Origin of the sequence: Anaerococcus sp. AGMB09787, from assembly GCF_022808955.1 — a bacterium.
Taxonomy (GTDB): Bacteria; Bacillota; Clostridia; order Tissierellales; family Peptoniphilaceae; genus Anaerococcus.
This window is the reverse complement of record NZ_JAKZEY010000034.1, coordinates 21,867-48,641: the sequence shown is the minus strand read 5'-3', so window position 1 is coordinate 48,641 and position 26,775 is coordinate 21,867. Positions and strand designations below refer to the sequence as shown.

Annotated in this window: 23 protein-coding genes; all 23 read left to right on the top strand. The window is 33.5% G+C overall.

Annotated elements, in window-relative coordinates; translation table 11 throughout:
• Position 1 precedes the first annotated feature (1 nt).
• The 23 genes from MUN42_RS07175 (at position 2) to MUN42_RS07065 (ending at position 26,626) form a co-directional block, all read left to right on the top strand.
• On the top strand, positions 2-1,534 hold the full coding sequence (locus MUN42_RS07175; RefSeq protein ID WP_243343962.1) for an alpha/beta fold hydrolase: 1,533 nt from the start codon (positions 2-4) through the stop codon (positions 1,532-1,534).
• Positions 1,527-2,474 carry a dihydrodipicolinate synthase family protein gene (locus MUN42_RS07170; RefSeq protein ID WP_243343960.1) on the top strand — a complete coding sequence of 316 codons (948 nt, stop codon included), beginning with the start codon at positions 1,527-1,529 and terminating at the stop codon, positions 2,472-2,474. Before MUN42_RS07175 ends, MUN42_RS07170 begins: the two co-directional genes overlap by 8 nt.
• Positions 2,475-2,477: 3 nt before the next feature.
• Positions 2,478-3,359 (top strand): ROK family protein, encoded by an 882-nt coding sequence (locus MUN42_RS07165; RefSeq protein WP_243343958.1) that lies wholly within the window; start codon positions 2,478-2,480, stop codon positions 3,357-3,359.
• Between the two features lie 76 nt (positions 3,360-3,435).
• Entirely contained in the window at positions 3,436-4,125 is a 690-nt protein-coding gene (locus MUN42_RS07160) for an N-acetylmannosamine-6-phosphate 2-epimerase (protein WP_243343957.1), read from the top strand.
• Between the two features lie 142 nt (positions 4,126-4,267).
• A complete protein-coding gene (locus MUN42_RS07155) occupies positions 4,268-5,539 on the top strand; it encodes a Glu/Leu/Phe/Val dehydrogenase (RefSeq protein WP_243343956.1) in 1,272 nt (423 codons plus the stop codon).
• A 43-nt stretch (positions 5,540-5,582) separates the two neighbouring features.
• Complete coding sequence (locus tag MUN42_RS07150) at positions 5,583-6,797, top strand: LCP family protein (RefSeq protein ID WP_243343955.1); 1,215 nt, start codon at positions 5,583-5,585, stop codon at positions 6,795-6,797.
• Positions 6,798-6,802: 5 nt separating this feature from the next.
• On the top strand, positions 6,803-7,816 hold the full coding sequence (gene fni, locus MUN42_RS07145; protein ID WP_243343954.1) for a type 2 isopentenyl-diphosphate Delta-isomerase: 1,014 nt from the start codon (positions 6,803-6,805) through the stop codon (positions 7,814-7,816).
• 173 nt (positions 7,817-7,989) lie between these two features.
• Positions 7,990-9,894 (top strand): PRD domain-containing protein, encoded by a 1,905-nt coding sequence (locus MUN42_RS07140; protein WP_243343953.1) that lies wholly within the window; start codon positions 7,990-7,992, stop codon positions 9,892-9,894.
• 93 nt (positions 9,895-9,987) lie between these two features.
• Positions 9,988-10,302 carry a hypothetical protein gene (locus MUN42_RS07135; protein WP_279323817.1) on the top strand — a complete coding sequence of 105 codons (315 nt, stop codon included), beginning with the start codon at positions 9,988-9,990 and terminating at the stop codon, positions 10,300-10,302.
• 2 nt (positions 10,303-10,304) lie between these two features.
• Positions 10,305-10,619: a PTS lactose/cellobiose transporter subunit IIA gene (locus tag MUN42_RS07130; RefSeq protein ID WP_243343951.1), complete on the top strand. Its 315-nt coding sequence runs from the start codon at positions 10,305-10,307 to the stop codon at positions 10,617-10,619.
• 51 nt (positions 10,620-10,670) lie between these two features.
• Positions 10,671-12,374: a lactose-specific PTS transporter subunit EIIC gene (locus tag MUN42_RS07125; protein WP_243343950.1), complete on the top strand. Its 1,704-nt coding sequence runs from the start codon at positions 10,671-10,673 to the stop codon at positions 12,372-12,374.
• Entirely contained in the window at positions 12,374-13,777 is a 1,404-nt protein-coding gene (lacG, locus tag MUN42_RS07120; RefSeq protein WP_243343949.1) for a 6-phospho-beta-galactosidase, read from the top strand. The genes MUN42_RS07125 and lacG overlap by 1 nt, the downstream gene beginning before the upstream one ends.
• Complete coding sequence (locus MUN42_RS07115; protein WP_243343948.1) at positions 13,774-15,567, top strand: glycoside hydrolase; 1,794 nt, start codon at positions 13,774-13,776, stop codon at positions 15,565-15,567. Before lacG ends, MUN42_RS07115 begins: the two co-directional genes overlap by 4 nt.
• 221 nt (positions 15,568-15,788) lie before the next feature.
• Positions 15,789-17,678 carry a BglG family transcription antiterminator gene (locus MUN42_RS07110; protein ID WP_243343947.1) on the top strand — a complete coding sequence of 630 codons (1,890 nt, stop codon included), beginning with the start codon at positions 15,789-15,791 and terminating at the stop codon, positions 17,676-17,678.
• A 12-nt stretch (positions 17,679-17,690) separates the two neighbouring features.
• Positions 17,691-18,038: a PTS lactose/cellobiose transporter subunit IIA gene (locus tag MUN42_RS07105; RefSeq protein ID WP_243343946.1), complete on the top strand. Its 348-nt coding sequence runs from the start codon at positions 17,691-17,693 to the stop codon at positions 18,036-18,038.
• Entirely contained in the window at positions 18,035-19,327 is a 1,293-nt protein-coding gene (locus MUN42_RS07100; RefSeq protein WP_243343945.1) for a PTS sugar transporter subunit IIC, read from the top strand. The genes MUN42_RS07105 and MUN42_RS07100 overlap by 4 nt, the downstream gene beginning before the upstream one ends.
• Position 19,328: 1 nt before the next feature.
• Positions 19,329-20,222, top strand: coding sequence for a haloacid dehalogenase-like hydrolase (locus MUN42_RS07095; protein ID WP_243343944.1), 894 nt, complete (start codon positions 19,329-19,331; stop codon positions 20,220-20,222).
• An 8-nt stretch (positions 20,223-20,230) separates the two neighbouring features.
• The gene (locus MUN42_RS07090; RefSeq protein WP_243343943.1) at positions 20,231-20,542 is read left to right on the top strand and encodes a PTS sugar transporter subunit IIB; all 312 of its coding nucleotides are present in this window, start codon (positions 20,231-20,233) and stop codon (positions 20,540-20,542) included.
• Between the two features lie 582 nt (positions 20,543-21,124).
• Complete coding sequence (locus MUN42_RS07085; protein ID WP_243343942.1) at positions 21,125-21,904, top strand: DeoR/GlpR family DNA-binding transcription regulator; 780 nt, start codon at positions 21,125-21,127, stop codon at positions 21,902-21,904.
• The gene (gene pdxA, locus MUN42_RS07080; RefSeq protein WP_243343941.1) at positions 21,901-22,914 is read left to right on the top strand and encodes a 4-hydroxythreonine-4-phosphate dehydrogenase PdxA; all 1,014 of its coding nucleotides are present in this window, start codon (positions 21,901-21,903) and stop codon (positions 22,912-22,914) included. Before MUN42_RS07085 ends, pdxA begins: the two co-directional genes overlap by 4 nt.
• An 18-nt stretch (positions 22,915-22,932) precedes the next feature.
• On the top strand, positions 22,933-24,318 hold the full coding sequence (locus MUN42_RS07075; protein WP_279323816.1) for a gluconate:H+ symporter: 1,386 nt from the start codon (positions 22,933-22,935) through the stop codon (positions 24,316-24,318).
• Between the two features lie 12 nt (positions 24,319-24,330).
• Complete coding sequence (locus MUN42_RS07070; RefSeq protein WP_243343940.1) at positions 24,331-25,206, top strand: NAD(P)-binding domain-containing protein; 876 nt, start codon at positions 24,331-24,333, stop codon at positions 25,204-25,206.
• A gap of 1 nt (position 25,207) precedes the next feature.
• Positions 25,208-26,626, top strand: coding sequence for a four-carbon acid sugar kinase family protein (locus MUN42_RS07065; RefSeq protein ID WP_243343938.1), 1,419 nt, complete (start codon positions 25,208-25,210; stop codon positions 26,624-26,626).
• Positions 26,627-26,775 lie beyond the last annotated feature (149 nt).

Here is a 26,775-nt window from a genome sequence, read left to right as displayed (position 1 = left end):
AATGATCAAAAAACATTTTAATAATGTAGATGAAATGTCCTATACAAAGCTTGAAAACCTAAAGCCAGTAGACTTTGAAGATTTTTGGACTGGTCAAATCAAAGATATCCAAGGTCTAACTCCATCCTATAAGATTGAGAAGGCCTTTGAAGATGACTTTGAGAGAGGTGAGTTTTACCACCTATACTTTGAAAGCTTTGATCAAAGTAGGATCCACTGCAAGTACCTAAGACCAAAAACAGAAGAAAAAATCCCCCTAGTTGTAATCTTCCATGGTTACCCTGGGGCTACACGTTCATATTTTGAATACTCCTCCTTCCTTGACCAAGGGATTGGAGTCCTAGCTATGGATTGTAGGGGCCAAGGGGATCTAAGCTTTGAAATGGAGAAGGCGAGACTTAACAAGGGGCCTACGGTATCTGGTCATATCATAGATGGGATAAATGGCGACAAAGAAGACTTATTTTATATAAATATCTTCAAGGATGCTTACTTGACTGTAAATCTTGCCAAGAGCTTAGAGGGAGTAGATGTAGATAAAATTTACCTGGCTGGCTCTTCCCAAGGTGGAGGGATTACCATCGTTACAGGAGCTTTGCAAAGAGAAGTAGTAAAAAAGGCCTATATTCTATATCCCTTCCTTACAGACTATAGGAAGGTCTTTGAACTCGACTATGACGAATCAGCCTATGAAGGGTTAAGGTACTATTCAAGGTGGTTTGATCCCCAAGGCAAAAAGTTAGATGAATTTTTTGATAAGCTGGCCTATATAGATGCGGCAAACTTTGTAAATTATATCAAAGCGGATATAATTTATGGTATAAGTCTAGCAGATGAAGTCATACCTCCGGAAGTTCAATATGCAGTCTATAATGAAATTAAGGCTCCTAAGAAACTCTTCCAGTTTAAGGGATTTGGTCATGAGAAAATTTGTCCTATGGAAGATGAAGTCCTCCCATTTTTTAAAGATGATCCAGATTTAAATGAAGGTATAGCCAAGGATGATAATTCATTTTCCTATAAGTACATAAATGAAGGAAATGATAGCTTGCTTTTCTACCTCAACCCTACTATAAATATGGGTTGCCATTATTTAAGGAGGTTCTCTGAGCTTAATATGGATAGCTTATCTTATGACTTCACTAATAGCGAAGAGGATTTTAATAATGTAAAGGCTCTTTGGAATAAATATAAGGATAAGTATGAGAATATTTATATAATAGGACAAAGGGAAGCTACAGGTATCGCTCTAGATCTAGGAAACGATAAGAAGCTAAGGGGCCTTATATTACAAGGAATGCTCTTTGATGAGAAGTCTGTAGACAAGGCAAGAAAGATTGCGGCTCCTGTCCTTATGGCATCTGCAGGACTTGATGAGTTGGAAAATAAGGATTTAACTAAGAAAGTGGCCGAGTCTTTTGATAAGGCTAGAATCCTATATTATCCAAAGTATGAATATGAAAGAATTAACGATTTTGAAGATGAAAAGATGGTATTTTTAAATAAAATAAAAAAAGAGGATAGCAATGAGTAAATTTACTATAAAAGATTTTAAGGGTGTAATACCTGCAGCGATATCAGTATTTGATATCAACGAAGAATTAGATTTAGATGCAACTAAGGAATTTATTGACTTCCTACTAAGTTTTGATATCAATGGACTCTACCTAACTGGTTCAACTGGTGAGGGATTCTTGATGAAATCAGAAGAGAGAATAGCAGAAGTAGAAGCTGTAATGGAAGTAGCTGGAGATAAGGTGCCTGTAGTAGTTCACGTAGGAAACATCGGAACAAAGAGGACAATCGAGCTTGCAAAATGTGCCAAAGATGCTGGTGCTACTGCAATCTCATCTGTACCTCCATTTTATTGGGCCTTCAATAGCAAGCAAATCTTTAACTACTACAAGGACATAGCAGAGGCAGTAGATATTCCTATGATAATCTATAATGTTCCCCTAGCAGGTCTTATGAGTGAAGAGATGATAGTGGAATTATCAAAGATCGACAATATCCAAGGGGTCAAATATACAAGCACTGATATCTTCGAAATTCCAGTTATAAGAGATGATATCGACAAAGATTTTATGATTTATGGTGGAGCAGATGAGCTAGCAAGTTCCAATGTCTTGCTCGGAGTTGATGGAATAGTAGGATCATTCTACAACCTCTTTCCTGACTTATTCATTCAAATTTACAAAAATGTAAAAGAAGGAAATGTAGAAAAAGCTTACAAGCTACAAAGAAGTGCCGTTGTACTTATAACCCACATAGTTAGAACAGGTAATATGGTAGCTGGTATCAAGGCCCTACTTAGAGAAGCAGGAGTTAATGCAGGCTATGCTAGAAGACCATTTATAAACTTCTATGGAGAAGATCAAAAGATACTTGCAAAAGAAGTTGTAGAACTTGCTGATAAATACGAATTGGAAGATATAAAAGTAATTGATATACTAAGGAAGAAATTCGGTAAATAGATAATGAATGTACTTTGTTTTGATATAGGTGGTACGGAAATAAAATCAATGCTCAAGACTTCTGATAAGGCTATATTTTTTGAAAATTTTGAATCCAAGGCAAGTGAAGATGCAAGACTCATAGTGGATGATTTATTTGCTAGGATAAGAGAGGTTAAGGCTCGCTATGACCTTGATGGTATAGCAATATCTACAGCAGGGATGGTTGATAGTAAGACAGGAATAATAGCTTACACCAACGAAAATTTTAAAAATTATATGGGCCTTGATTGGAAAAAAGAAATATATGAAGAATTTTCCCTCCCCACCCTAGTAGAAAATGATGTAAAGGCTGCAGCCATGGGAGAATTCCACCAAGGAGCAGGCAAGGACTTTGTTTCAACCTTTACCCTAACAGTAGGAACTGGTATAGGTGGGGCCTTGATATTAGATGGCAAGATAAATAGGGGAGCCTCAGGTCAGGCTGGAGAGATTGGTTATATGGATTTTTTTGGAAAAAGCTTCGAAAGCCTAGCTTCAACCTCTGCCCTCCTAAGAAGGGCCAAGGAAGACTACCCAGCCAAGGCCTATGCCAATGGCAAGGAAATCTTTGAAGCCATAGACAAAGGCGATGAAGATGCCAAGGCCCTTGTTGGGACTATGACAGATATAATAGCCATGGGCATCTCCCACATCATGCTAATAGTTAATCCCGAAGCCATAATAATTGGTGGGGGCATTAGCCAACAAGAAGAATTATTTATAGACCCTATAAGGGAGAAGATAAAAGGACTTCTTCCTCAAAATATATATGAATCTACAACTATAACAAGCACAAAACTTGGCAACAAGTCTGGCATGTATGGGGCCTATCATTTATTTTTAGAAAAATATAAAGACAATTAAGAAAAAAAGGTAAGATGGTAGTGAGGACCATATTTGCAATAAGGAATTAGTTTTCTAAGGAATACAAGGAGGATTAATGAGTATAGAAGATGTAAAGGGAGGCTTGATAGTATCATGTCAAGCCCTAGCAGATGAACCACTCCACTCATCATTTATAATGGGAAGAATGGCACTAGCTGCAAAAATGGCAGGAGCGGTAGGTATTCGTGCCAACACAGTTGAAGATATAGAAGAGATCAAAAAAAATGTAGACCTCCCAATAATTGGCATAATTAAACAAGAATATGAAGATTCAAATGTCTATATATCACCAACTATGGATGAAATAGACAAACTTGTAGAAACAAATGTAGAAATTATAGCAACTGATGCGACAGATAGACCTAGACCAAATGGAGAGAGTTTAGACGAATTTTATAAAAAAATCAGAGAAAAATATCCTGATATAGTCTTAATGGCAGATTGTTCCACAGTTGAAGAAGCCCTCCATGCTGACAAGCTAGGCTTTGATTTCATAGGAACAACTATGGTTGGATACACTGAAGAATCCAAGGGCTTAAAGATTGACGAAGATGACTTCAAGATCTTAAGGGAAATAGTAGAAAAAGCAGACCACCCAGTAATTGCTGAGGGAAATATAGATGTTCCTGAAAAGGCAAGAAGGGTATTAGAGCTTGGTGCCTACACAGTAGTAGTTGGTGGAGCTATAACAAGACCTCAAAACATAGCCAAAAAATTTGTAGACGAAATAAATAGGGACAAGTAGGATAAAGTATTAAAATTAGCTACTTTATACTTCTTCGAATAAGTTCATTAAGCTAAAAGCTGGCCGGTGGTCGGCTTTTTTATTTGAAATGATGATTTTAAAAGACAAAAACATATAATATAATATTAAATAAGGAGTATATATGGGAGAAAATTTAGAAATATTACAAAGTGTACAAAGTCAATACAAGGAGGCGGCTAGTGATTTAGGTCTAGATCCAGCCGTATATGAAATATTAAAAGATGTTGAAAGACTTATAGAAGTAAGCCTACCAATAAAGATGGATGATGGCTCAACCAAGGTCTTTAAGGCCTATAGATCAGCCCACTCATCAATCCTTGGCCCTTCTAAGGGAGGAGTTAGGTTTAATGAAAATGTAAATGCTAACGAAGTCAAAGCCCTATCAATGATGATGACCATCAAGTCTGCCCTTTTATCCTTGCCCCTAGGTGGAGGCAAGGGAGGTCTCAAGGTTGACCCTGAATCACTAAGTGATAGGGAACTTGAGAGCCTTGCCAGGGCCTATGTCAGGGCTATAAATAATTACCTGGGATCTGATATAGATGTACCAGCCCCAGATGTAAATACCAACCCTAAGATTATGGGCTATTTTATAGATGAGTACATAGCCCTAAATGGGGGAAAGGTCGACTTTGGGACCTTTACTGGTAAGCCTATAAGCCTTGGTGGGTCCTTGGGAAGGAGTGCTGCTACAGGCTATGGTCTTGCCCTAAGTGTAAAATATGCCTACGAACAAAGAGGAGAGAGCCTAGAAGCTAAGACCTTTGCCCTCCAAGGTTTTGGTAATGTGGGATACTTTGCAGCAAAATACCTCTGCGAATTTGGAGCTATACTAGTAGGTCTTAATGCCCGTGATAAGGAAGCGCCTTCTGGATCATCTGCGATATATTCTACCAAGGGATTAGATGTAGAAGAACTTCAAGCTATAAGGGAGAATGAAGGCTCAGCCCTCAATTATGCCAAGGCAGAGAAAATCACCAATGAAGAATTCTTTGCCTTAGATGTAGACATCCTCCTTCCATGTGCCCTAGAAAATGCCATAGATGAAAAGATTGCCCCAAGTATTAAGGCCAGGGTAATAGGAGAGGGGGCAAATGGCCCTACAACTGATAAGGCAGCAGAGCTTTTGGAAGATAAGGGAGTCTTGATTATTCCTGATATCTTGGCCAATTCTGGTGGAGTATTAGTCAGCTACTATGAATGGGTTCAAAATCGTACAGGATCTTACTTGACATTAGAAGAAGTTCAAGAGAAGCAAAGGGATCAAATGACTAGGGTTTTTGAAGAAGTCTTTGCTATAGCCCGTGATAAAAATGTAAACTTGAGGAGGGCATCCTTTATGAAGGCCCTAGAAAGACTTTCAGATGGTCTAAAATATAGAGGAAGATTTTAAAAATTAGCATATAATACTAATATAAGTTAATTAAGGAAAATATATGAAATTTAAAAGATTTTTAGTAGCCTTCTTAGTTGCGGCTATAACATTTTTTGGGTCGAATTTTGCCCTCAACAAACTTCAAGCAAGCGAGAAAAAGAAGATTTATGGAGAAAATTCATCCTTTGATGACGATGCAGTAAATACAAATAAAAATGAACACCTAATCCTAGTAGTAGGAGTTGACAAGAATGGCGAGGATGATAACCAGGACTTCACGAGGACGGATACCATTATGCTAGTCAAAACCAATACACAAACTGGCAAGGTCGATATTTTGTCAGTCCCAAGGGATAGCAGGGTTAAGATAAGAGAAGAATTTGACAAGGTAAACCACGCCCACGCCTATGGGGGCATCGAGCTAACTGTCCAAACCCTAAGAAACTTCTTGGGTCTCGATATCGACTACTATGTAGAGGTCAACTATGATGCCATAGAAGAGCTAGTTGAAGACATGGGTGGAGTCGACTTTGTAGTGCCAAAGGGAGTATCCATAGATAAGGGATCTGTTAAAATTAGAGAGGGTCTCAACCACTTTGATAAGAAAGATGTTATTTGGTACCTAAGAACAAGAAATATTTATGAAAATGGAGATATAGGTAGGGTAAATGCCCAACAAGGCTTCTTGAAGGCCATGGTAGACCAGGTTGTTGAAAAGAGCGACCAATTGGATTTAATTTCCCTCGCTAGCAATTTCATGAGAAATGTTAAGACCAATGTCCCACTTTCTTTAATGATAAACCATGTCAAAAATATCAAAAACTTCTCATCAGATAAGGTAGATACCTATACAATCCCAGGCTATGAGCAAGGAATTGATGGGATATCCTATTATGTGGTAGATTTCGAAAAGGCCTATGACCTTGTAGATAAGCATTTTTCTGGCTTCAAACTCAAAAATTGGACAAAGGAAAAGGCTGGCCTTGATGAAGATAATCAAATAATAGAAGAATACAATGAGGCCCTACCAGCACCAGTAAATTCATATCAGCAACCAGATCCTTCACAAGCTGGATCAACTTACAATGATGACCAATACTATGATCAAAACTATGAAGAAGATGTAGAATACGAATATTACTATATCGAAGTACCAGTTAATGAAAGTGAAGAAGAATCCAGCGAAGAGGTAATAGAGGAAGTACCACAAGAAGAAGTCGAGGAAGTTCCAGAAGAGCAAACTTCAGTAGAAGAAAGTGTAGAAGAAACAGAGTAGACCTTATGACGGATAAAAGACGCGAAAGAAAAGATGAACATATAGAAAATTACCTAAAATCTAAGGGAAATACAGATAACTTGTTTGGGGATGTCTATATAGAACACCAAGCCCTATCCAATATAAAATTTGATGATATAGACACATCCATAGAATTTATGGGTAGGAGGATATCCATGCCTATCATGGTAAATGCCATGACAGGAGGTGGAGAAATAGCTTGGGATATCAATGAAAACCTATCATCTTTATGCCAAAAATTTAATATACCCATGGCAGTAGGTTCTGAAGCTATAGCCATAGATGATGAAGAAACAAGGGAATCATTTATCCTACTAAAAGAAAAGGACATAGTTAGAATTGGTAACCTTGGAAGTGAGAGGAGCCTTGAGGACTTTAACTTTGCCAAGGATTTAATAAAGGCGAATGCTATGCAAATCCACCTAAATATAGCCCAAGAGCTAGCTATGGAAGAAGGGGATAGGGATTTTACTAACAGTGAGCCATGTATCAAGGAATTGGTAGAAAAGCTTGATGTACCTCTTATAGTAAAGGAAACAGGCTTTGGCATATCACAAAAAGTAGCTCAACACCTAATAAGGCTAGGAGTAAAATATATAGACGTATCTGGCAAGGGTGGAACAAACTTTTTGGAAATAGAAGACCTTAGAAATGTAGATTCGGATTTCTCAGACCTATACGACTGGGGAATTCCTACAGCAAAATCCATAATCGATGTGAGAAGGGTATCTGATGATATCTTCATCATAGCAAGCGGTGGGATAAATAATGGACTAGATATTGTAAAATCAATAGTCTTAGGAGCAGATATGGCAGCTATGTCAGGAGAAGTCCTCAAATACTTGCTCCTTGGTGGCTATGATGCCCTAGAAAACTTCCTAGATGATCTAAGATATAAATTAAAAATGATAATGTGCCTCCTAGGAGTTAAAAATATAGAAGAATTAAAGAAAGTTGACTACAAACTTACAGGAAAATTAAAAGATCTAGTGGACTAGTACAAGTCAAATATCAGGGCCTAGAGGTATCTCTTAGGCTCTTTTTTTGTATTAAAATAAAATCAATTATATAAAATTCTTTATACTTTGGACATAAAATGATATATTATATATAATATAGGCAAGAATAACGTTTCTAAAGCCTGCCTACACGAAAAAAGAGGTGTTGGTATATGATACTTAGACAAAAACAAATTTTAAAAAATATTATAAATAAGGACTATTCTTTGGAAGAACTTGCATCTACTTATCATGTTTCACCTAGAACAATAAGGTCTGATATTAAGGTTATTAACCAAGAGATAGGAGATTTGGAACTAAAGATAGTAAAGAAGAATATGGGCAACTACTATTTGGACTATAATAACGAATCAAGCATTGAAAAATTAAAGTCCTCTGATATTTTTAAAAACATACTCGATAATACAGAACCAGAAATAAGAGTTATACACCTAGCCCTAATCTACCTACTTTCACCTTCATATATAAAAATCGAAGAATTGGAAGATGAACTATACCTATCTAGGGCCACCATTCAAAATGACCTAAAGGAAGTCAAAAAAATTTTTGCTGACTATGAAATAGAACTAGTGGCTAAACCTAACTATGGTCAAATAATTAAGGGCAAGGAGGATAAGATTAGAAAATTAATAACCTCCCTAATTTACAAACTAAATGATAAGTACCTCAATAACCTAGAAAGCGGAAATCTATTTTTGCTAGATAGGGATAAATTCAACGATGTATATGAAATTATAATTAGAAATATTTTTAAATATAAGGTGAAAATTTCAGATATCGCCTTAAATAACCTAGCTATCCACATCCTTGTTGCCATAAAGAGGATTGAATTAGGTCAATATGTCAACAAAAATATAGATAACGAAATAAAAACTACCAACCAATACTTAGTTGCTCTAAATATAGTAAGAGACCTTAATCAAAATATGAATATAGAATTTCCCAATGATGAAGTCTATTATATAGCTATGCACCTTATGGGAACCAATTTATTGAGCGAAGAGGAGTCGGTCAATGAAGAATATAGCCTCCTAGAAAAGGTCTATCAAAAGATTGTAAAGGAAATAATGGATGTTTTAGGGATAGACCTAAGCTCTGACAAGGAGCTAAAGACAGCCATTCTTCTCCATCTAAAGCCTGCTGTATTTAGATTTGAGAACAACCTAACTTTGAGAAATCCCCTTCTTGAATCAATAAAAGTAAATTATCCTTTGGCCTATGAAACAGCTGTTATAGGATCCAAGATTATAAAAAAAGAACTTTGCATAACTTTTAATGAAGATGAGCTGGGTTTTATTGCTATGCATCTGGGAGCTGCCATTGAGAGAATAAGGTCTAACAATGACCCTATAAGGACAATACTAGTATGCACGACAGGATTAGGTAGCTCAAAGCTAATAGAATACAAGCTAAAAAATAAGTTTCCTAACGAAATAAAGATAGTTGCTACAAGTGAACTTTATAACTTAGATAAGCACTCGGAAGCTACCTATGACCTAATAATATCAACAGTGCCTATAAGTAGCCCAACAAATAAAAAAGTCATTTTTATCAGGGATATCTTTGGAGATAAGAGTTTTGATTCAATTAAGGACTATATAGAAGAATATAAATTAAGAAAAATAAAATATCTAGACCTCAACGACATATATCTAAACCTTGACTATGATAACAAGGAAGACCTTCTTCACTTTATGACAGATGACCTATACAAGAGGGGCAAGGCTCCTAAGGGTCTATATGAATCTATAATGGAAAGGGAAAATGTTGCAAGTACAAGCTTTGGTAACTATGTTGCAATACCCCATTCCATAAAACTTATGACAGATGAAACCTTTATGAGTATCTCTACATTAAAAAAAGAAATAATACGGGATGGAAAACCAGTTAGGTTAGTTATAATGCTAAACATATCCAAAAATGCAGGAGAGCTTATAGAAGGCATCTACAAATTCATTATTGACATAGTAGACGATATAGATAAAGTCAAGGACATCCTGAGTTCAAAAAGCAAAATAGAACTTTACAAAAAATTCCAAAGTGGTCAAAACAATTAGGGTAAAATTTTCTGCCAAAGAAATGGAAAAACAATCTATTCAAATGAAAACGTAATCTATATATACTAATAATAGAGGTAAAAAGAATATTATATGAAAAAAGCGCTAATAATATGTTCTGCTGGTATAACTAGTATGATTATATCAAAAAGAATAAACAAAACATATAAAAATAAAGATATCGATATCACAATTCTGTTTGCCCTAGGAGAAGTATTTCTCAAAAAAGCTAGCGATGACTATGACTTATATATCTTAAGTCCACAGGTAAAACATCTTTGGAATGATATAGAAAAGAAAATACCTAAAAAGGACATTTTATATCTAGAAAGTGGAGAATATTCCATAGATGAAGATAAGCTAAAGAAGCTAGCAGAGAAAATACAAGAAAGAATTGGAGGAAGATAGTTATGGAAAAGAAAGACCTTGCCATGATAGGTTTTGAAATGGTGGCTTATAGTGGAGAAGCCAGATCATTTTATATAGAAGCCCTAAGAGAAGCCAAAAAAGGTAATTGGAATAAAACAGAAGAGCTAATGGATAAGGCAAAAAATAGCCTACTAAAGGCCCACGACATACAAACCCAATTACTAGCAAGAGAAGCAGACGATGAGAACTTGGACTTGGGCTATATCCTAGTCCACGGTCAAGACCACTTGATGTCAAGTATGCTTTTGAAAGATATGATGGAATTTCTTATTGATATATACAAGGATAGAGAGTAGTTGTGTAGACTTACTTATAATTCATAAAAATTAGATTTAGGAGTGTAATATATGAATAGTTTGGTTAGACAAATTGAAAAGCTAAGACCTATGTTTGAAAAGCTTTCTAGGAATATTTATTTAAGAGCGATTAGAGATGGTTTTATAGCAGGTATGCCTGTTGTACTTTTTTCTAGTATTTTTATACTTATAGCCTATGTTCCAAATGCCTTTGGATTTACATGGAGCAAGGAAATAGAAGGATTATTGATGAAGCCATACAATTATTCTATGGGAATATTAGGATTTTTTGTAGCTGGAACTACTGCAAAGTCCCTTACTGATTCTTTGAATAGAGATTTACCTGTTGATAGGCAAATGAACTTTATGTCAACAATGTTAGCTTCTATGGTTAGCTTTCTTTTATTAGCAGCTGATCCAGCAGCAGATGGTGGATTTTTAAGTTCTTTTATGGGAACTAAAGGTTTAATATCAGCCTTTATATCAGCTTTTATAACTGTAAATATATATAAAGTTTGCTTTAAAAATAATGTAACAATAAAATTACCTGAAGAAGTTCCTCCAAATATATCTAAGGTATTTAAAGATTTGATTCCTTTTTCAATATCAGTAGTGTTATTGTATATGTTTGATATACTTGCACATAATTTATTAGGACATACACTAGCTGAATCCATAAGTGTAATGCTAGCACCATTGTTCCAAGCAGCAGATGGTTATATAGGTCTTACATTGATATTTGGAGCCTATGCCTTCTTCTGGTTTGTAGGTATCCATGGCCCTTCAATTGTTGAGCCTGCCATAGCAGCTGTATTATATTCTAATGCGGAATTAAACTTAGGACTAGTACAAGCCAGTCAACACGCTGATAAGGTTATAACAGCAGGAACTCAAATGTTTATAGTAACTATGGGTGGTACAGGAGCAACTTTAATAGTTCCATTTATGTTTATGTGGCTAGCTAAATCAAAAAGAAATAAGGCGGTAGGAAAAGCATCTGTAATACCTACATTCTTTGGTGTAAATGAGCCTATTCTTTTCGGCGGTCCTTTAGTACTAAATCCTACATTTTTTGTACCTTTCATATTAGCACCTATTGTAAATGTATGGATTTTCAAATTCTTTGTAGACGTGCTAAAAATGAACAGCTTTACAGCTAACTTGCCTTGGACAACTCCAGCCCCACTTGGAATGCTTTTGGGTCTTAATTTCCAAGCACTTGCCTTTATACTAATAATTGTTCTTATAGTTGTAGACTTTATAATCTATTATCCTTTCTTTAGAGTTTATGATAAACAAATCTTAGAAGAGGAGAATAAAGGAAATACAAAAAATAGTGACGAACTTAGTGAAAAAGTAAAAAGGAATTTTGATACAAAGAAAGCGGATAAAGCTATAGAAGAAAAAAATAAAGCCATAGCAAATGATATAGGAATAACAGAACCTGTGAATGTCTTAGTTTTGTGTGCTGGTGGTGGTACTAGCGGTCTCTTAGCTAACAGACTTAATAAGGCTGCTAAAGAATATGGTGTTCCTGTTACAGCTGCAGCCGATAGCTATGGAGCTCATCATGATATTTTAAAAGACTTTCAATTAGTTATCATGGCTCCTCAAGTAGCATCAAGTTTTGAAGATATGAAGAAAGAAGCAGAAGCTAAAGGAGTGAAGGCTGTCAAAACAGAAGGCGAACAATATATTAATTTGAGTAGAGACGGATTGGCTTCACTTAAATTTGTAAAAGAAAGTATAGAATAATGAAAAAATTACCAAAAGACTTTATATTTGGAGCTGCTACTGCTGCCTACCAAGCAGAAGGAAGCACCAATAAAGATGGCAAGGGAAGAGTAGCTTGGGATACATTTCTCGAAGAGAACTACTGGTATACAGCAGATCCAGCAAGTGATTTCTATAATAGATATCCAGAGGACTTAGAATTGTGTGAGAAATTCTCTATAAATGGTATAAGAATTTCCATTGCTTGGTCAAGAATATTTCCTAAGGGTTTTGGACAAGTAAATAAAAAGGGAGTGGAATTTTATCACTCCCTTTTCAAGGAATGTGAGAAAAGAAATGTTAAAGCCTTTGTTACACTTCATCACTTTGATACACCTGAAGCCTTACACTCTAATGGAGACTTCTTAAATCGAGAAAACATAGAACATTTCGTTAACTATGCAAAATTTTGTTTTGAAGAATTTAAGGAAGTAAAATATTGGACAACCTTTAACGAGATCGGACCAATTGGGGAAGGTCAGTATCTGTTAGGTAAATTTCCTCCAGGAATAAAGTATGACTTGGAGAAAGTTTTTCAATCACACCACAATATGATGCTAGCCCATGCAAAAGCAATCATCGCCTATAAGAAAGGAGGATATGGTGGAGAAATAGGTATAGTCCATGCCCTCCCTACTAAATATCCTTATGACCCAGCTAATCCAAAAGATGTAGAAGCAGCTAAGTTAGAAGATATAATCCACAACAAATTTATTTTGGATGCGACATATCTTGGCAAATACTCCAAAGAAACTATGGATGGGGTAAACCATATCTTAGAAGTAAATGGAGGCAGCTTAGATATTAGGGATGAAGATTTAGCTATCCTGTCTAAGGCAAAAGACCTAAATGATTTCCTTGGTATAAACTATTACATGAGTGATTGGATGAGAGACTTCCATGGTGAAACAGAAATCACCCACAATTCTAAGGGAAATAAGGGCGGATCTAAATACCAAATAAAGGGAGTAGGACAAAGAGAATATAATGTAGATATACCTAGAACTGATTGGGATTGGATGATATATCCAAGGGGACTTTATGATCAAATAATGAGAGTAAAAAGGGATTACCCTAATTACAAAAAGATATATATAACAGAAAATGGTCTAGGTAACAAGGACAAGTTTGAAGATAATACAGTATACGATTATGAGAGAATAGACTATGTGAAAAAACATCTGGAAGCTATATCTGATGCTATAAAGGATGGAGCAGTGGTCAAGGGATATTTTATATGGTCACTAATGGACGTTTTCTCATGGTCAAATGGCTATGAAAAAAGATATGGTTTATTCTATGTGGATTTTGAAAATCAAAAAAGATATCCAAAACAAAGTGCTTATTGGTACAAGAAGCTTGCTGAAAGTAGGGAGATAGAATGAAAAATAAAAAGATAAATAAAATTTATTTATTTGTTACGTTTGTATTTTTATTGTTTATTCCTAATATTGTGTATGGTCAAGAAATACAAATACCTCAAGCTGTTTTAAATGCGAACTATGAGTATCAGGAGATAGATGGATTTGGGGTGTCACAATCAGCCGATATTTATTCTGATCAATTATATAATCATAATAAAAGAGAAGAAATAATGGACTTATTATTTTCGAAGGATGATGGTATAGGGCTAAGTATATTAAGGAGCGAAGTTGGAAGCGGGTTAAATATGCCGACGATTCACCCTGATAAAGACACATGGGATTATACTCCTTATATTCCAGAACAATGGGTATTAAATGGAGCTAAAAATAGAGGCGTTGAAACTTTTATGAGTACAGTTTGGTCACCACCTGCTTGGATGAAAACGAATAATCGCATAGTAAGAGGAGGTAGCCTTAAAAAAGAATACTATCAAGAGTACGCTGATTATCTGGCAAATTATATAAAAGGTTATCGTGATAATCATAATATAGAAATCAATGCAATATCTATAGCTAATGAGCCTGAATATAGTGCGCCATGGCAATCGTGTTTGTGGAGTGGAGAAGAATTTAAAATTTTTGTTAGAGATTATTTAAAACCAACTTTTTTGAAAGAAAATCTTGATACCAAGATAATTGTTGGAGAAGAAGGAAGTTTTACAGATAAAAGGCTCTACCAGATATATGAAGATGAAAAATCTTTAGACTCAGTAGACATAGTAGCTTCTCATTATTATAGAGGAAATCCACATGTATTCGAAAATGCTCAGAATGCAAATAAAAAAATATGGGTTACAGAAACTTCTGAAACTGTATTATCTAAAACCGATTTTAAAGATGGTGTAAAATGGTCGAGATATATACACGACTTTTTGACTAAAGCAGATGTTAACGCCTTTATATATTGGCTAGGTGCAGCATATAAAGATAATAATGAAAGTCTTATACGATTAATAGATCAAGACACTTATATCGATGCAAAAAGACTATATTCTATGGGAAATTTTAGTAAATATATAAGACCTGGATTTAAAAGGATAGAAGTTACAGAAAATCCTACAGGAAATCTTCATATGTCAGCTTATAAAGACGATAAAAGTGGAGAATTTGTTATAGTTTGTGTAAATGACGGCCAAAATAATGAAACCTTTGATTTAGAATTTGAAGGAATTAGGATTAATTCATTGAATCCTCATATCACTAACGACAAGTATAATCTAGAAGACTTTGAGAAAGTAGCCGTTAATGATAATAAAATAAGACTATCAGTGAGTGGATATACAACAATAACTTATACAGGTAATATAAATGATGAATTAATAGATAATGATGAAAGCTATAGATTAATTGATGATTTAGATAATTGGGATATAATTTATTCACGATCAGATAATTGGCTGTTAGATTCTAATAACCCCTACAACGCATTTGATCATGATTACTCAAGAGCAATTAGGTCTAAAAATTCAAAAGAAGAGATTGTATATAAGTTAGATGCAATTAGAGATTTTGAAGCAAAAATATACTATTTTAAAAACTTGGAAGGTCTTGAATTTCAAGTATCAATTGATGGAGAAAATTGGCAAAATATAGAATATGACTATAATTTGCCTAGACTTACGGGAGGCTATTGGGAAAGCATAGATGTGTATCCAACAAGCATGCCTGATGACATTAACTATTTAAAAATAATATTTGAAGGAGGAGATACAGACTGGGATAAGAATCTTTCATCTATAAAAATTTATTAATATCCTGTATAAAAATTCGTAGGAGTTTATAATCGGATAGCGGCTATTTTAGCTGGTTATCCGATTTTTTTGCTTAAATCCTTCTATATAGGTAAAATAGATGCTGGCAATGTAGGCTCATGTCCTAACTGAAGTCTGGACAATGTATTTCTCTTATTAAGGATAAAAGCTTAACTTGAAGATACTTTATGAATATATTACTATAAACTTGAGGAAGGATTATGATTGAAACAAGGTATAAGAAGATTTTCGATATCTTAACTAAGGATTATGATTTTCATACGGCAAGTGAGATTGCAGGAATAATTTCAGTCAGCGAAAAGACTGTGCAAAATGATATCTCTGAGCTAAACCCCCTTCTTAAAGGAGCAAAAATTGAATCAAAAAGGGGGAGAGGTTATATATTTAAGATAAGCGATAAGGATGATTTTAGCTATTTCTTAAAAAATAATTGGATAAATTATTCTTTTGAAGAGCAGGATTTTAATAATCAAGCTTATAGGATAGAATATATTTTGATGACCTTATTATTTAATAAGGACTATATAAAGATAGAGGACATGGCTGAGAAGCTCATGATAAGTAGGAGTCAATTAAAACTTGATTTGAATAGGGTTAGGGAGATACTAAAGGACTACAAGCTTGGTCTAGATGCTAAGCCCTACTATGGCTTAAAACTTACAGGTGATGAATTTGACAAGAGGATGTGTATCAAGAAGGAAATAATCCAAGTCAATCCTGACTTGATACCTAATCTTGATGATTATTATCAAGAAATCCAAACTATAAAAAAGATAGTTGTTAGTATCTTTGATAAGTATGACTTTAATATTATTGATATAGCCTTTGAAAACCTTATCTACCACCTTTATGTAACCTGCAAGAGAACCAGGCAAAAGGAATTTGTTCTTATTGGTGTTAGAGATATTCTAAACTTAAGGGAAAATAGGGAATATGATATAGCAGATGAAATTCTAAAAAGGATTGGAGAAGAGTTTTCTCTTAGCTTTAGTGAAGATGAGAAGGCCTACATTGCTATGCACCTTATAAGCAAGAGAAACCTAGATGATGACAATAAAAATGAAATAAGTAAGGGTGTCGATGAAATTGTAGTAAAGATGCTAGATAAGGTAAAGGATACCCTCCACATCGATCTAACCCATGACTTGGATCTTAGAGTTAATCTAGGACTCCACCTCATTCCCTTGATTAAGAGGATTAATTATCATTTAACCTTAAAAAATCCAATTCTTGATGATATAAAAAATGACTTCATCTCTTATGAGGCAGCCACAGTAGCCTCTAGTGTGGTTAATGAAAAGTATAAGATTAATCTTTCAGAAGATGAGATTGGCTATATTTCGCTTTATTTTACTATTGCATTAAGGAATAATGAACGAGATAGGAAGACTAAGAATATACTTATAGTTTGCAATACTGGTAAGGCCACAGCCCAGATTCTAAAGGCGCAGTTCTTAAAGGAATTCAAGGATTATGTCAAAAGTGTCAAGACCTGTGATTCAAATAAGATAAACAAAGAAAACCTTGATGGCTATGACCTCATAATAACATCTATTCCGATAGTAATTAATACTGATACCCCAATTATAGAGATAGGTGGCTTTATTAATAATAGGGATGTTAAAAATATAAAGAATTTTTTTAATGGCTATGATGTAAGTAAATTTTTCCCCAAGGACTTGTTTTTGACAGACCTAGATCCTGCTAACAAGGGTGACCTTTTGAAATACCTTACTGATGAAATCAATAGCAAAAAGAAGCTAGGAGATAATTTGTTGGAAGAGATAAATAAAAGAGAAAAATTAGCACCGACAGAATTTGATAATCTGATTGCCCTTCCTCATCCTTTGAATGCCCTAGCTGATGATACATTCATAACCGTAGGAATATTAAAAGAACCAATCATCTGGTATAGGAGAAAAGTTCAGCTGATTTTCTTGATGAATATCGCAAGGGATAATAAGGAAGATTTGAAATACTTATATCAAAGAATAGGAGATTTTCTTACCGACAAGGAAAAAATATTGAAGCTTATAAATAATCCTGACTACACATATTTTATAAAGCTTTTCGGTTTGGATAATAACTAAAAAGGAGGATATATGAGTGAAGTTAATGAAAAAGACTATGAGTTGGCCTTTCAAATAATAACCTATGCAGGAGATGCTCAAAGTAGTGCTATTGAAGCTATCGCTGCATGTGAAAAGTATGATTTTGACAAGGCAGAAGAACTTATTGATGCAGCAAATAAATCCTACATAAAATGCCATGAGATTCAAACAAGTATGTTTGCCAATGAAGCTAATGGGTTAAAGACCGATGTAAATATAATACTAGTCCATGCCCAAGACCATTTAACTATGGCAAATTTGAGGATAGGCGAAGCAAAAAATATTATGAATTTGTATAAAAAGATCCAACAATTAGAAAACAAGGAGAAAGATATATGAACAACAAAGCTAATATAATAGAAGAAAAATTAATGCCGATAGCTACAAAGTTAAGTACTATAAAGGGCTTAATAGCTATAAGAGATGGTATAACTCTCGCTATGCCACTACTTATAATAGGATCCTTATTTATGATTATCGCAAGTCTACCTATTCCTGGTTGGGAGGCTTGGCTTGGAGAAATTGGTGTTTCTGTCTACCTTTGGAAGGGAGTAAATGGTAGTTTTGGTCTAGTTGGTCTTATAGCAAGCTTTGGTATCACCTATAACTTTGTTAAACAATACAAGGTTAATGCAATTCCTGGAGGGATTATTTCCCTATCAGCCTTTATAATAGTAACTCCATTCTTGAAAGATGCTAACAATGCCGAAGGAATCACACTAAGCTTTATGGGAGCTAGTGGTATCTTCGTAGCAATAGTCCTAGGTCTTATTAATGGATATATTTATCAGTTATTTATAAATAAAAATATAAGGATCAAGTTACCAGATGCTGTGCCACCTGCAGTATCAGAAAGTTTTAGTGCCATCATACCAGGTGCAGTTATAATAAGTTTTTGGCTACTAGTAGCTTCACTCCTAGATGTCTTTGGCTTGCCAAACATCCATCAACTAGTAACAACAATCTTAGGTAAACCTATGGGACTCTTGGGCTCAACCCTACCTGGAACAATCCTAGTTGCATTTTTCAATTCTTTGTTCTGGTTTTTGGGTATCCATGGTGGAAATACAGTAAATCAAATCATAAGCCCAGTTTGGCTAGCCAACTTAGATGAGAATGTAGCAGCCCACCAAGCAGGAGAGGCCCTACCTCATATTATAAATTCGCCATTTATGGATAACTTTGTCTTTATCGGTGGAGGTGGTGCAACCATAGGTCTTGTAATAGCCATAGCTCTATTAGCTAAAAACCATAAGTCAAGTAAACTATCAAAGGCCCTATTACCTATTACCCTTGTGCCAGGTTTCTTCAATATAAATGAGCCTACCATGTTTGGTCTACCAGTAGTATTAAACTTCTCATTATTGATACCATTTGTCTTGGCACCAGTATTAAATGTAATAATAACCTATTGCGCAATGTACTTTGGACTAGTACCTATCGCTTATGCAGCAGCTTCATGGACCATGCCACCTATCATATCAGGCTTACTTGTAACAGGTAGTATAGCAGGGTCTATCTTGCAGGTTGTCTTAATCATAGTAGATATAGTTATTTACTATCCATTCTATAGGATACTAGAGAAGAAACAAAGAGAATTGGAAGCAAAAGATATAAAGGAGGACTAAATTGAAAAGATTTATATCAGCCAATGCATCAGAAATATTAGCCATGGATGCAAAAGAGCTAAAGGAGTCTATCAAGGCTAGTGAAGGAAGGGTCATCCTTTCTGAAAATGTAGCCGTTAGGGATAGTTTTGTTGGGGATATTACAAATGCAGAAATAGCTAGGGCCTTTGGGGCAGATTTAATTCTACTAAATGCTGTAGATGTACTAGAACCAAAATTATTTGCCATCAAAGACCAAAAGGACTTTATAAATGAACTAAAGACCCTTGTCAAAAGACCAATTGGGGTCAACCTCGAGCCAGTAGCTGACTCAACTTCAATGATGGAAGAAAAAATTGATATATCAGAAGGAAGGAAGGCAAGTGAAACAACCCTAAGGGAACTTGAAAGGTTAGGAGCAGATTTTGTTTGTCTCACAGGAAATCCAGGAACAGGCGTTACCAATGAGCAAATAGAAAAGGTGATTAAAAACACCAAAAAACACTTCTCAGGCCTAATAATAGCTGGCAAAATGCACTCATCAGGAGTTGATGAGCCAATCATAACAAAAGAAGTTGTTAAAAAATTCCTTGATGCAGGTAGCGACATAATCCTAGTTCCTGCAGTAGGTACAGTACCAGGTTTTAATAGCCAAAATCTAACAGAAATAGTCCAATACACCCATTCCCATGGTGGACTTGTTATGAGCAGCATCGGAACAAGCCAAGAAAGTTCAGGCGTAGAAACAATAAGAAGGATTGCCATAGATAATAAAATATGTGGAGTTGATATCCAACACATAGGAGATTCTGGTTACGGTGGAGTCGCAAACTATGAAAATATCTTTGAATTAAGCAAGGCAATCAGAGGAGTAAGACATACAGTATCAATGGTTGCAAGATCAATAAATAGATAGGAGATTTTATGAAAAAAATATTACTCGCTTGTTCAGCTGGAATGAGTACAAGTATGCTAGTAAGCAAAATGAAAAAATCAGCAGAAGAGAAAAATATAGAAGTAGACATCGAAGCTATCCCGGTAGCTGAAGTAGAAGATAAAATAAATGCAGAAAATATTGATATCCTCTTACTAGGACCTCAAGTAAGGTATATGGACAAAAAAATGGCAGACCTACTTGATCCAAAAAACATTCCCCACTCTATAGTATCCATGCAAGACTACGGAATGATGAATGGAGAAAAAGTCCTAGAAGAAGCCTTAAAAATAATGAAATAGGCCTATGTTTTTCATAAATTAATCATATATTAATGGAGTTTATTGTCAGAAATACTAATTCTGATTATAAACTCCATTTTACTTTAAAATTTACAGGAAGCTGTTTACTAATTTTGTAGGAAAGTATAATAATTACTACAAATATAAAGTTTGATATGATTCACAAATACTTTGATGAAATTATAAAAATAAGTATGAGCTGACTAAATAAGTTGAATCATCTGTAAAAAATGTAATAAAATTAATGGATATAACAGATGATATTTAGCGTGATGAGTAGGGATTAAGTAATATGTAACTGGTTTATTAAAAGAATAGTGGTCTAATAAATGGAGTTTGAAAAGTTGAAATAAGGAATTAGTATACGGATTTTTTGTTGAAACATTTTAAATAATCTATACTTAGGTTGTTATCTCTTATAAGTATATATAATTCGAAAATATTTTAATTTGATAGATCGCACATTTAGATAGTCATTTAATAGTTACTAGAATAAAATTATAATAAAAAAGAAAAGAAAACTATTAAAAAGTATTTGAAACAAAAAGAAAAATAATATATAATAAAATCAAGGAGAAGAAAATGTTTGCTATTGAAAGACAAGAAAAGATATTGAGGATAGTTAAGAAGAAAAAAAGCATTTCAGTAGATGAGCTTTCTGATATATTTAAAGTATCAAATGTAACTATAAGAAAAGATTTGAAAGAATTAGAAGATAAGGGTTTTATTTTAAGAACATTTGGTGGTGCTGTAATTAAAGAAGTTATAACATCTGAGATTCCTTACAATAATAGGAAAACAGATTATATAGAAATCAAAAAAGAACTTGCATCCACGGTATGCAAATATATAACAGACAATATTTCTATATATCTCGATGCAGGCACTACTACTTTCCAAGTTTGCGAATATCTTTTGGGTTTTCATGGCTTAGTTATAATAACAAATGATATTTTGATAGCATCTTATCTTTTTAATAATGACTTAGAAAAAAATAATAATCAATTAATAATGTTGGGAGGTGGAGTTAGTAACAAATCTGGGTCTTGTTGTGACTCAGTAACATTAAGTACAATTGATAAATTTAGGACAAATATATCAATAGTTGGATGTGATGCTATTGATATAAAAACTTTAGATATATTTACTTCTTCTGCTGATAAGGCAACATTAAAAAGTAAAGCTGCAAAAATAGGGAATAAATCTATTTTACTTACAGGAAGTGATAAGTGTGAGAAATTAGGATTATATAAGTTTGGAAATTGTGATGATTTTGACTTTGTTATAACTGATAATAACAACAACAATTTTATTAAAAAATTAAAAGAAAAAGAAGTAGAGGTAAAAATAAATAATTTATGAAAGAAAATATAGATAGAGAATATGTTCTTGTTCCAATAGGAGATCCTGCAGGAATAGGGCCAGAAATAAGCGTAAAAGCTTTAAAATACGATGAGGTAAATGATAAGGCAAAGGTTATTCTAATAGGAGATAAAAAAGTTATAGATAGAACTTTAGAAATTACTAAAACAAATCAAACTATAAATATTATAGATAAATTTGAAGATGGTATTTATGATAAGAATACAATAAATTTAATTGACTTAGATAACATGCCTGCAAACTATAAATATGGAGAGGTAAACGCTGATTGTGCCAGGGCTTCTTATGACTATATAGAAAAAGCTTATCAATTATGCGATCAAAATTATTCTAAAGTAATGGCTACTACGCCTATAAATAAAGAAAGTTTTAAGGCAGCTAAAATTCCATTTATAGGTCATACTGGAATATTGGAACATTTGAGTGAAAAAAAAGATCTGCTTACTATGTTTGAAGTAAGAAATTTAAGAGTTTTCTTTTATTCTAAACATATATCATTGAGAGAAGCTTGTGATCTTATAAGTAAAGAAGGAATAAAAGATTATGTATATAAATCTATAGATGCATTAAAAAGAATAGGAATAAAAGAACCTAACTTTGCAGTAGCAGGACTCAATCCACATTCAGGTGAACATGGACTATTTGGAAATGAAGAAGTTGATTTTATAATGCCAGCCGTTGAAGAGCTTAGAAATGAAGGTGTAGATGTAGAGGGGCCAATAGGTGCAGATTCTGTTTTTTATCAAGCTCTTTGTGGTAAATATGATGGAGTTTTGAGCTTATACCATGATCAAGGACATATAGCTACAAAAATGGTTGATTTCAATAGAACAATATCTATTACTCACAATCTTCCTTTTTTAAGAACATCAGTAGATCATGGAACCGCATTTGACATAGCTGGTAAAAATATAGCTGACGAAACTTCTATGGTTGAAGCGATAAAACTTGCTGGAAAATATGCACACTATTTTAAATCAGATATATGAATTAAAAGGAGATAATTTATGGAATTAGTATCTAGTCCACAAAGACTAATATTAGCCCTAGTTATAGGTATGTGTATTTTAGTATACATGGTGTTAAAGACTAAAATACACACATTCATAGCTATGATATTGACCTGTATAATCATTGGAGTTATAGGAGCAATACCATTTTCTAATATGACCGATAGTATTGCTAAAGGATTTGGTAATACTTTAGGTAATATTGGTATAATAATCGGCTTAGGGGTTATGATGGGAGCAGTATTTGAGGCTAGTGGTGCTGCAAAAACAATGGCGGGAACTTTTTTAAAGATATTTGGAAAAGGAAAAGAAGATATCTCTATGCTCCTCACAGGATTTTTAGTCTCTATACCTATATTTTGTGATGCAGGATTTGTAATACTTGCACCATTAGCAAAATCGTTATCAAAAGCAACCAAAAAATCAATTATTTTAATATCAGGTGCCTTAGCAGGAGGATTAGTTATAACTCATACCCTAGTTCCTCCAACACCAGGACCTGTCGGAGTAGCTGGTATATTTGGAATTAATTTAGGATCTTTTATACTATGGGGAATCGTTGTCTCAATACCTATGGCTATAGCTATGCTAATTTACTTTAGAAAAATTCAATATAAATTATACCAGCTCCCAGCAGATGAGGATTCAGAAGAGCAATGGGTAAGACCAAATGAAATCATAAAAACAGTAGAAGAAATAAGTGCCTACAATGACGAGAATTTACCTGGAGTTGTAATGTCTTTTGCACCAATAGTTATACCTATTATTTTAATATTATTAAATAATGTTTCGAATGTTATATTAAAAGATAACAATAGCCGTTTAATAGAGGTTATTAATTTTTTAGGAACACCAGTAATAGCTGTTCTAATAGGTACTTTAGTTGCTATATTTGGCTTAACTAAAAATATGGATAAGAACCAAACTCTTAATTTTATGGAAGAAGGAATAAAAGATGTAGGAACAATTCTTTTAGTTACAGGAGCAGGGGGCGCTTTAGGAGCTGTTATGAGTGACTCAGGCTTAGGAAATTATATAGCAAATATATTAGCTAATTTTAATATACCTCCAGTTATTCTTCCTATAATAATATCAACAATGATGAGATTTATACAAGGAAGTGGAACGGTTTCTATGATAACAGCTGCATCTATTACAGCACCGGTTCTTTCAGGTCTTGATGTAAATATGATTGCAGCAGCACTAGGATGTTGTGTAGGAGGAATATTCTTCGGATTCTATAATGATAGTTTCTTTAATGTGGTAACTAGAACTATAGGAATAAAAGAAGCTAAAGAGCAAATAAAAGTATGGTCAATACCTACAACTATAGCATGGGCTGTAGGAGTAGTTATGGTAATATTGATAGATTTATTTATTTAAAAGGAGGAAAAAATGAAAGTTGGAGTTATAGGATTAGGTATAATGGGAAAACCCATAGCTAGAAATTTATTAAAGGCAAATTGTAAAATTTATGTTAATGATATAAAAGAAGATGTATTAAAAGAATTAGAAAAAGAAGGGGCAGTAATATCTGATTATAAAACTATTGGTGAGAATTGTGAGCTTGTATTACTATCTTTGCCAAATGGAGATATAGTAAAAAGTACTGTTTTAGGAGAAAATGGGCTTATAAATTTCCTTAAAGAAAAAAGTGTTGTATGTGATACAAGTTCAATTACACCAATACAATCAAAAGAAATATATAAAAAACTTAAAGAAAAAAATATAGGATTCCTTGATGCACCAGTAAGTGGAGGAGAAGAAGGTGCTATAGCTGGAAGTTTAGCCATAATGGTAGGAGGAGATAAATCGGATTTTGATAAAGTAGCACCTGTATTCGATATAATAGGAAACTCTAAAATACTCGTTGGTGATTCAGGAAGTGGTTCAGCTACAAAGCTAATAAATCAAATAATAGTAAATCTTAATATAGCAACTATTTCAGAAGCATATATGCTTGGAGAAAAGTTAGGGGTTAACTTAGAAAAAGTTTATGAAGCAATAAAGGGCGGACTTGCAGGAAGTGCTGTTTTAGATCAAAAAACTCACAGAATATTAGAAAAGGATTTTGAACCAGGTGGAAAAATATCTATAAACTATAAGGATATAAATAATGTAATGTCAACAGCCCATGAAATTAATTGTCCTCTATTTCTAACAGCCAATCTTCAACAAATAATGGCATACCTAGTACAATCTGGAAATGAAAATTTAGATCATGCTGGAATTTATAAATATTTTGAAAACTTAACAGGAAGAGAGGAATAAAATGATAAAAAAAGAAGAAATTTTTAACAATTTACCAAATTTTAATTTTGATAAAGAAAAACTTCAAGAAGAACTTGATATAGAGATCAAAAAGAATAATAAAAAAATAATAGTATTAGATGATGATCCCACAGGAACTCAAACAACTCATGATTTAAAAATTTACACAAATCTAAGTCAAGAAAGCTTGGAAAATGGATTTGATGATGAAAATAATTGCTTCTTTATACTCACCAATTCAAGGTCGTTTACTAAAGAAAAAACTAAAGACTACCATCAAAAAATAGCAAAAAATATAGCTAAAGTTTCTAAAGAAAAAGATAAAGATTTTATATTAATTAGTAGATCTGATTCAACACTAAGAGGGCATTATCCAATAGAAACCAAAGTTTTAAAAGAAACTATAGAAAAAGAATCGGGAGAATCTTTTGATGGAGAAATTCTAATACCATTTTTCAAAGAAGGGAAAAGATATACTATAGATGATGAACATTATGTAGAAGAAGCTGGTTTTCTTAAAAAAGCACAAGATACAGAATTTGCTAAGGATAGGACCTTCTCATATAAGTCTAGTAATCTATATGAATATATAGAAGAAAAGACAGAAGGGGAATATAAAAAAGAAAATATAGTATCTATAAGTCTTGAAGAATTAAGAAATGCTGATTTAGAAAGCATAGAAAATAAATTACTAAAAGTTGAAAACTTCAACAAAGTATTTGTAAATGCTGAAGATTATTGGGATATAAAGGTATTTGTTCTAGCTTTATATAGAGTTCTAGATAGAAAAAGATTTATATTTAGGACAGCAGCAAGCTTTGTTAGAGAAGTTGCTGGAGTAAAGGAAAGAGGACTATTGACTCATGATGAGTTAATAGAAAACAATCAATACGGGGGAATTATTGCTATAGGTTCCCATACAGAGAAAACCACCAAACAACTTGAAAATATAAAAGAATTTAAAGATATCGAATTTATAGAATTTAATTCAGATCTTGCTGATAATGTAGAAAAATTTAATGAAGAAATAAATAATATAATAAAAAAAGAAAATGAACTTATAAAATCTGGAAAAAGTGTTGCTATTTATACAAAGAGAAAATATTTTAGTAAATACAATGATACAAGAGAAGATGAACTTATTAGATCTGTAAGAATATCAAAAGGCCTTGCTAAAATAGTAGGATCATTAGAAATAAATCCAAGTTTTGTAGTAGCTAAAGGAGGAATTACATCAAGTGATGTTGCAACAGATTCTTTAAATCTTAAATTTGCAAATGTAATTGGTCAAATACATCCAGGGGTACCTGTTTGGAGATCCCCAAAAGATTCAAAATATCCAAATATACCACTTGTGATTTTCCCTGGAAATGTTGGAGATGAGAACTCTCTAAAAGAATCTATTGAAAAATTAATGTAATAGACTTAATATTTTATTAATTTACTTATTATATTTTCTCTCTTTACAAATTTTTCAGTAGAGAGGGAGGAATAATTAGGAATACGATGTTTATAATAAGCATAGGTATTATAAAAAATAGGCATTTAAAATATAATAAAAATTAAATA

What these genes read in the sequence shown, in the direction of transcription:
- MUN42_RS07175 (WP_243343962.1), top strand. Translation starts at nt 2, where the DNA reads ATGATCAAAAAACATTTTAATAATGTAGATGAAATGTCCTATACAAAG.
- MUN42_RS07170 (WP_243343960.1), top strand. Translation starts at nt 1,527, where the DNA reads ATGAGTAAATTTACTATAAAAGATTTTAAGGGTGTAATACCTGCAGCG.
- MUN42_RS07165 (WP_243343958.1), top strand. Translation starts at nt 2,478, where the DNA reads ATGAATGTACTTTGTTTTGATATAGGTGGTACGGAAATAAAATCAATG.
- MUN42_RS07160 (WP_243343957.1), top strand. Translation starts at nt 3,436, where the DNA reads ATGAGTATAGAAGATGTAAAGGGAGGCTTGATAGTATCATGTCAAGCC.
- MUN42_RS07155 (WP_243343956.1), top strand. Translation starts at nt 4,268, where the DNA reads ATGGGAGAAAATTTAGAAATATTACAAAGTGTACAAAGTCAATACAAG.
- MUN42_RS07150 (WP_243343955.1), top strand. Translation starts at nt 5,583, where the DNA reads ATGAAATTTAAAAGATTTTTAGTAGCCTTCTTAGTTGCGGCTATAACA.
- fni (WP_243343954.1), top strand. Translation starts at nt 6,803, where the DNA reads ATGACGGATAAAAGACGCGAAAGAAAAGATGAACATATAGAAAATTAC.
- MUN42_RS07140 (WP_243343953.1), top strand. Translation starts at nt 7,990, where the DNA reads ATGATACTTAGACAAAAACAAATTTTAAAAAATATTATAAATAAGGAC.
- MUN42_RS07135 (WP_279323817.1), top strand. Translation starts at nt 9,988, where the DNA reads ATGAAAAAAGCGCTAATAATATGTTCTGCTGGTATAACTAGTATGATT.
- MUN42_RS07130 (WP_243343951.1), top strand. Translation starts at nt 10,305, where the DNA reads ATGGAAAAGAAAGACCTTGCCATGATAGGTTTTGAAATGGTGGCTTAT.
- MUN42_RS07125 (WP_243343950.1), top strand. Translation starts at nt 10,671, where the DNA reads ATGAATAGTTTGGTTAGACAAATTGAAAAGCTAAGACCTATGTTTGAA.
- lacG (WP_243343949.1), top strand. Translation starts at nt 12,374, where the DNA reads ATGAAAAAATTACCAAAAGACTTTATATTTGGAGCTGCTACTGCTGCC.
- MUN42_RS07115 (WP_243343948.1), top strand. Translation starts at nt 13,774, where the DNA reads ATGAAAAATAAAAAGATAAATAAAATTTATTTATTTGTTACGTTTGTA.
- MUN42_RS07110 (WP_243343947.1), top strand. Translation starts at nt 15,789, where the DNA reads ATGATTGAAACAAGGTATAAGAAGATTTTCGATATCTTAACTAAGGAT.
- MUN42_RS07105 (WP_243343946.1), top strand. Translation starts at nt 17,691, where the DNA reads ATGAGTGAAGTTAATGAAAAAGACTATGAGTTGGCCTTTCAAATAATA.
- MUN42_RS07100 (WP_243343945.1), top strand. Translation starts at nt 18,035, where the DNA reads ATGAACAACAAAGCTAATATAATAGAAGAAAAATTAATGCCGATAGCT.
- MUN42_RS07090 (WP_243343943.1), top strand. Translation starts at nt 20,231, where the DNA reads ATGAAAAAAATATTACTCGCTTGTTCAGCTGGAATGAGTACAAGTATG.
- MUN42_RS07085 (WP_243343942.1), top strand. Translation starts at nt 21,125, where the DNA reads ATGTTTGCTATTGAAAGACAAGAAAAGATATTGAGGATAGTTAAGAAG.
- pdxA (WP_243343941.1), top strand. Translation starts at nt 21,901, where the DNA reads ATGAAAGAAAATATAGATAGAGAATATGTTCTTGTTCCAATAGGAGAT.
- MUN42_RS07075 (WP_279323816.1), top strand. Translation starts at nt 22,933, where the DNA reads ATGGAATTAGTATCTAGTCCACAAAGACTAATATTAGCCCTAGTTATA.
- MUN42_RS07070 (WP_243343940.1), top strand. Translation starts at nt 24,331, where the DNA reads ATGAAAGTTGGAGTTATAGGATTAGGTATAATGGGAAAACCCATAGCT.
- MUN42_RS07065 (WP_243343938.1), top strand. Translation starts at nt 25,208, where the DNA reads ATGATAAAAAAAGAAGAAATTTTTAACAATTTACCAAATTTTAATTTT.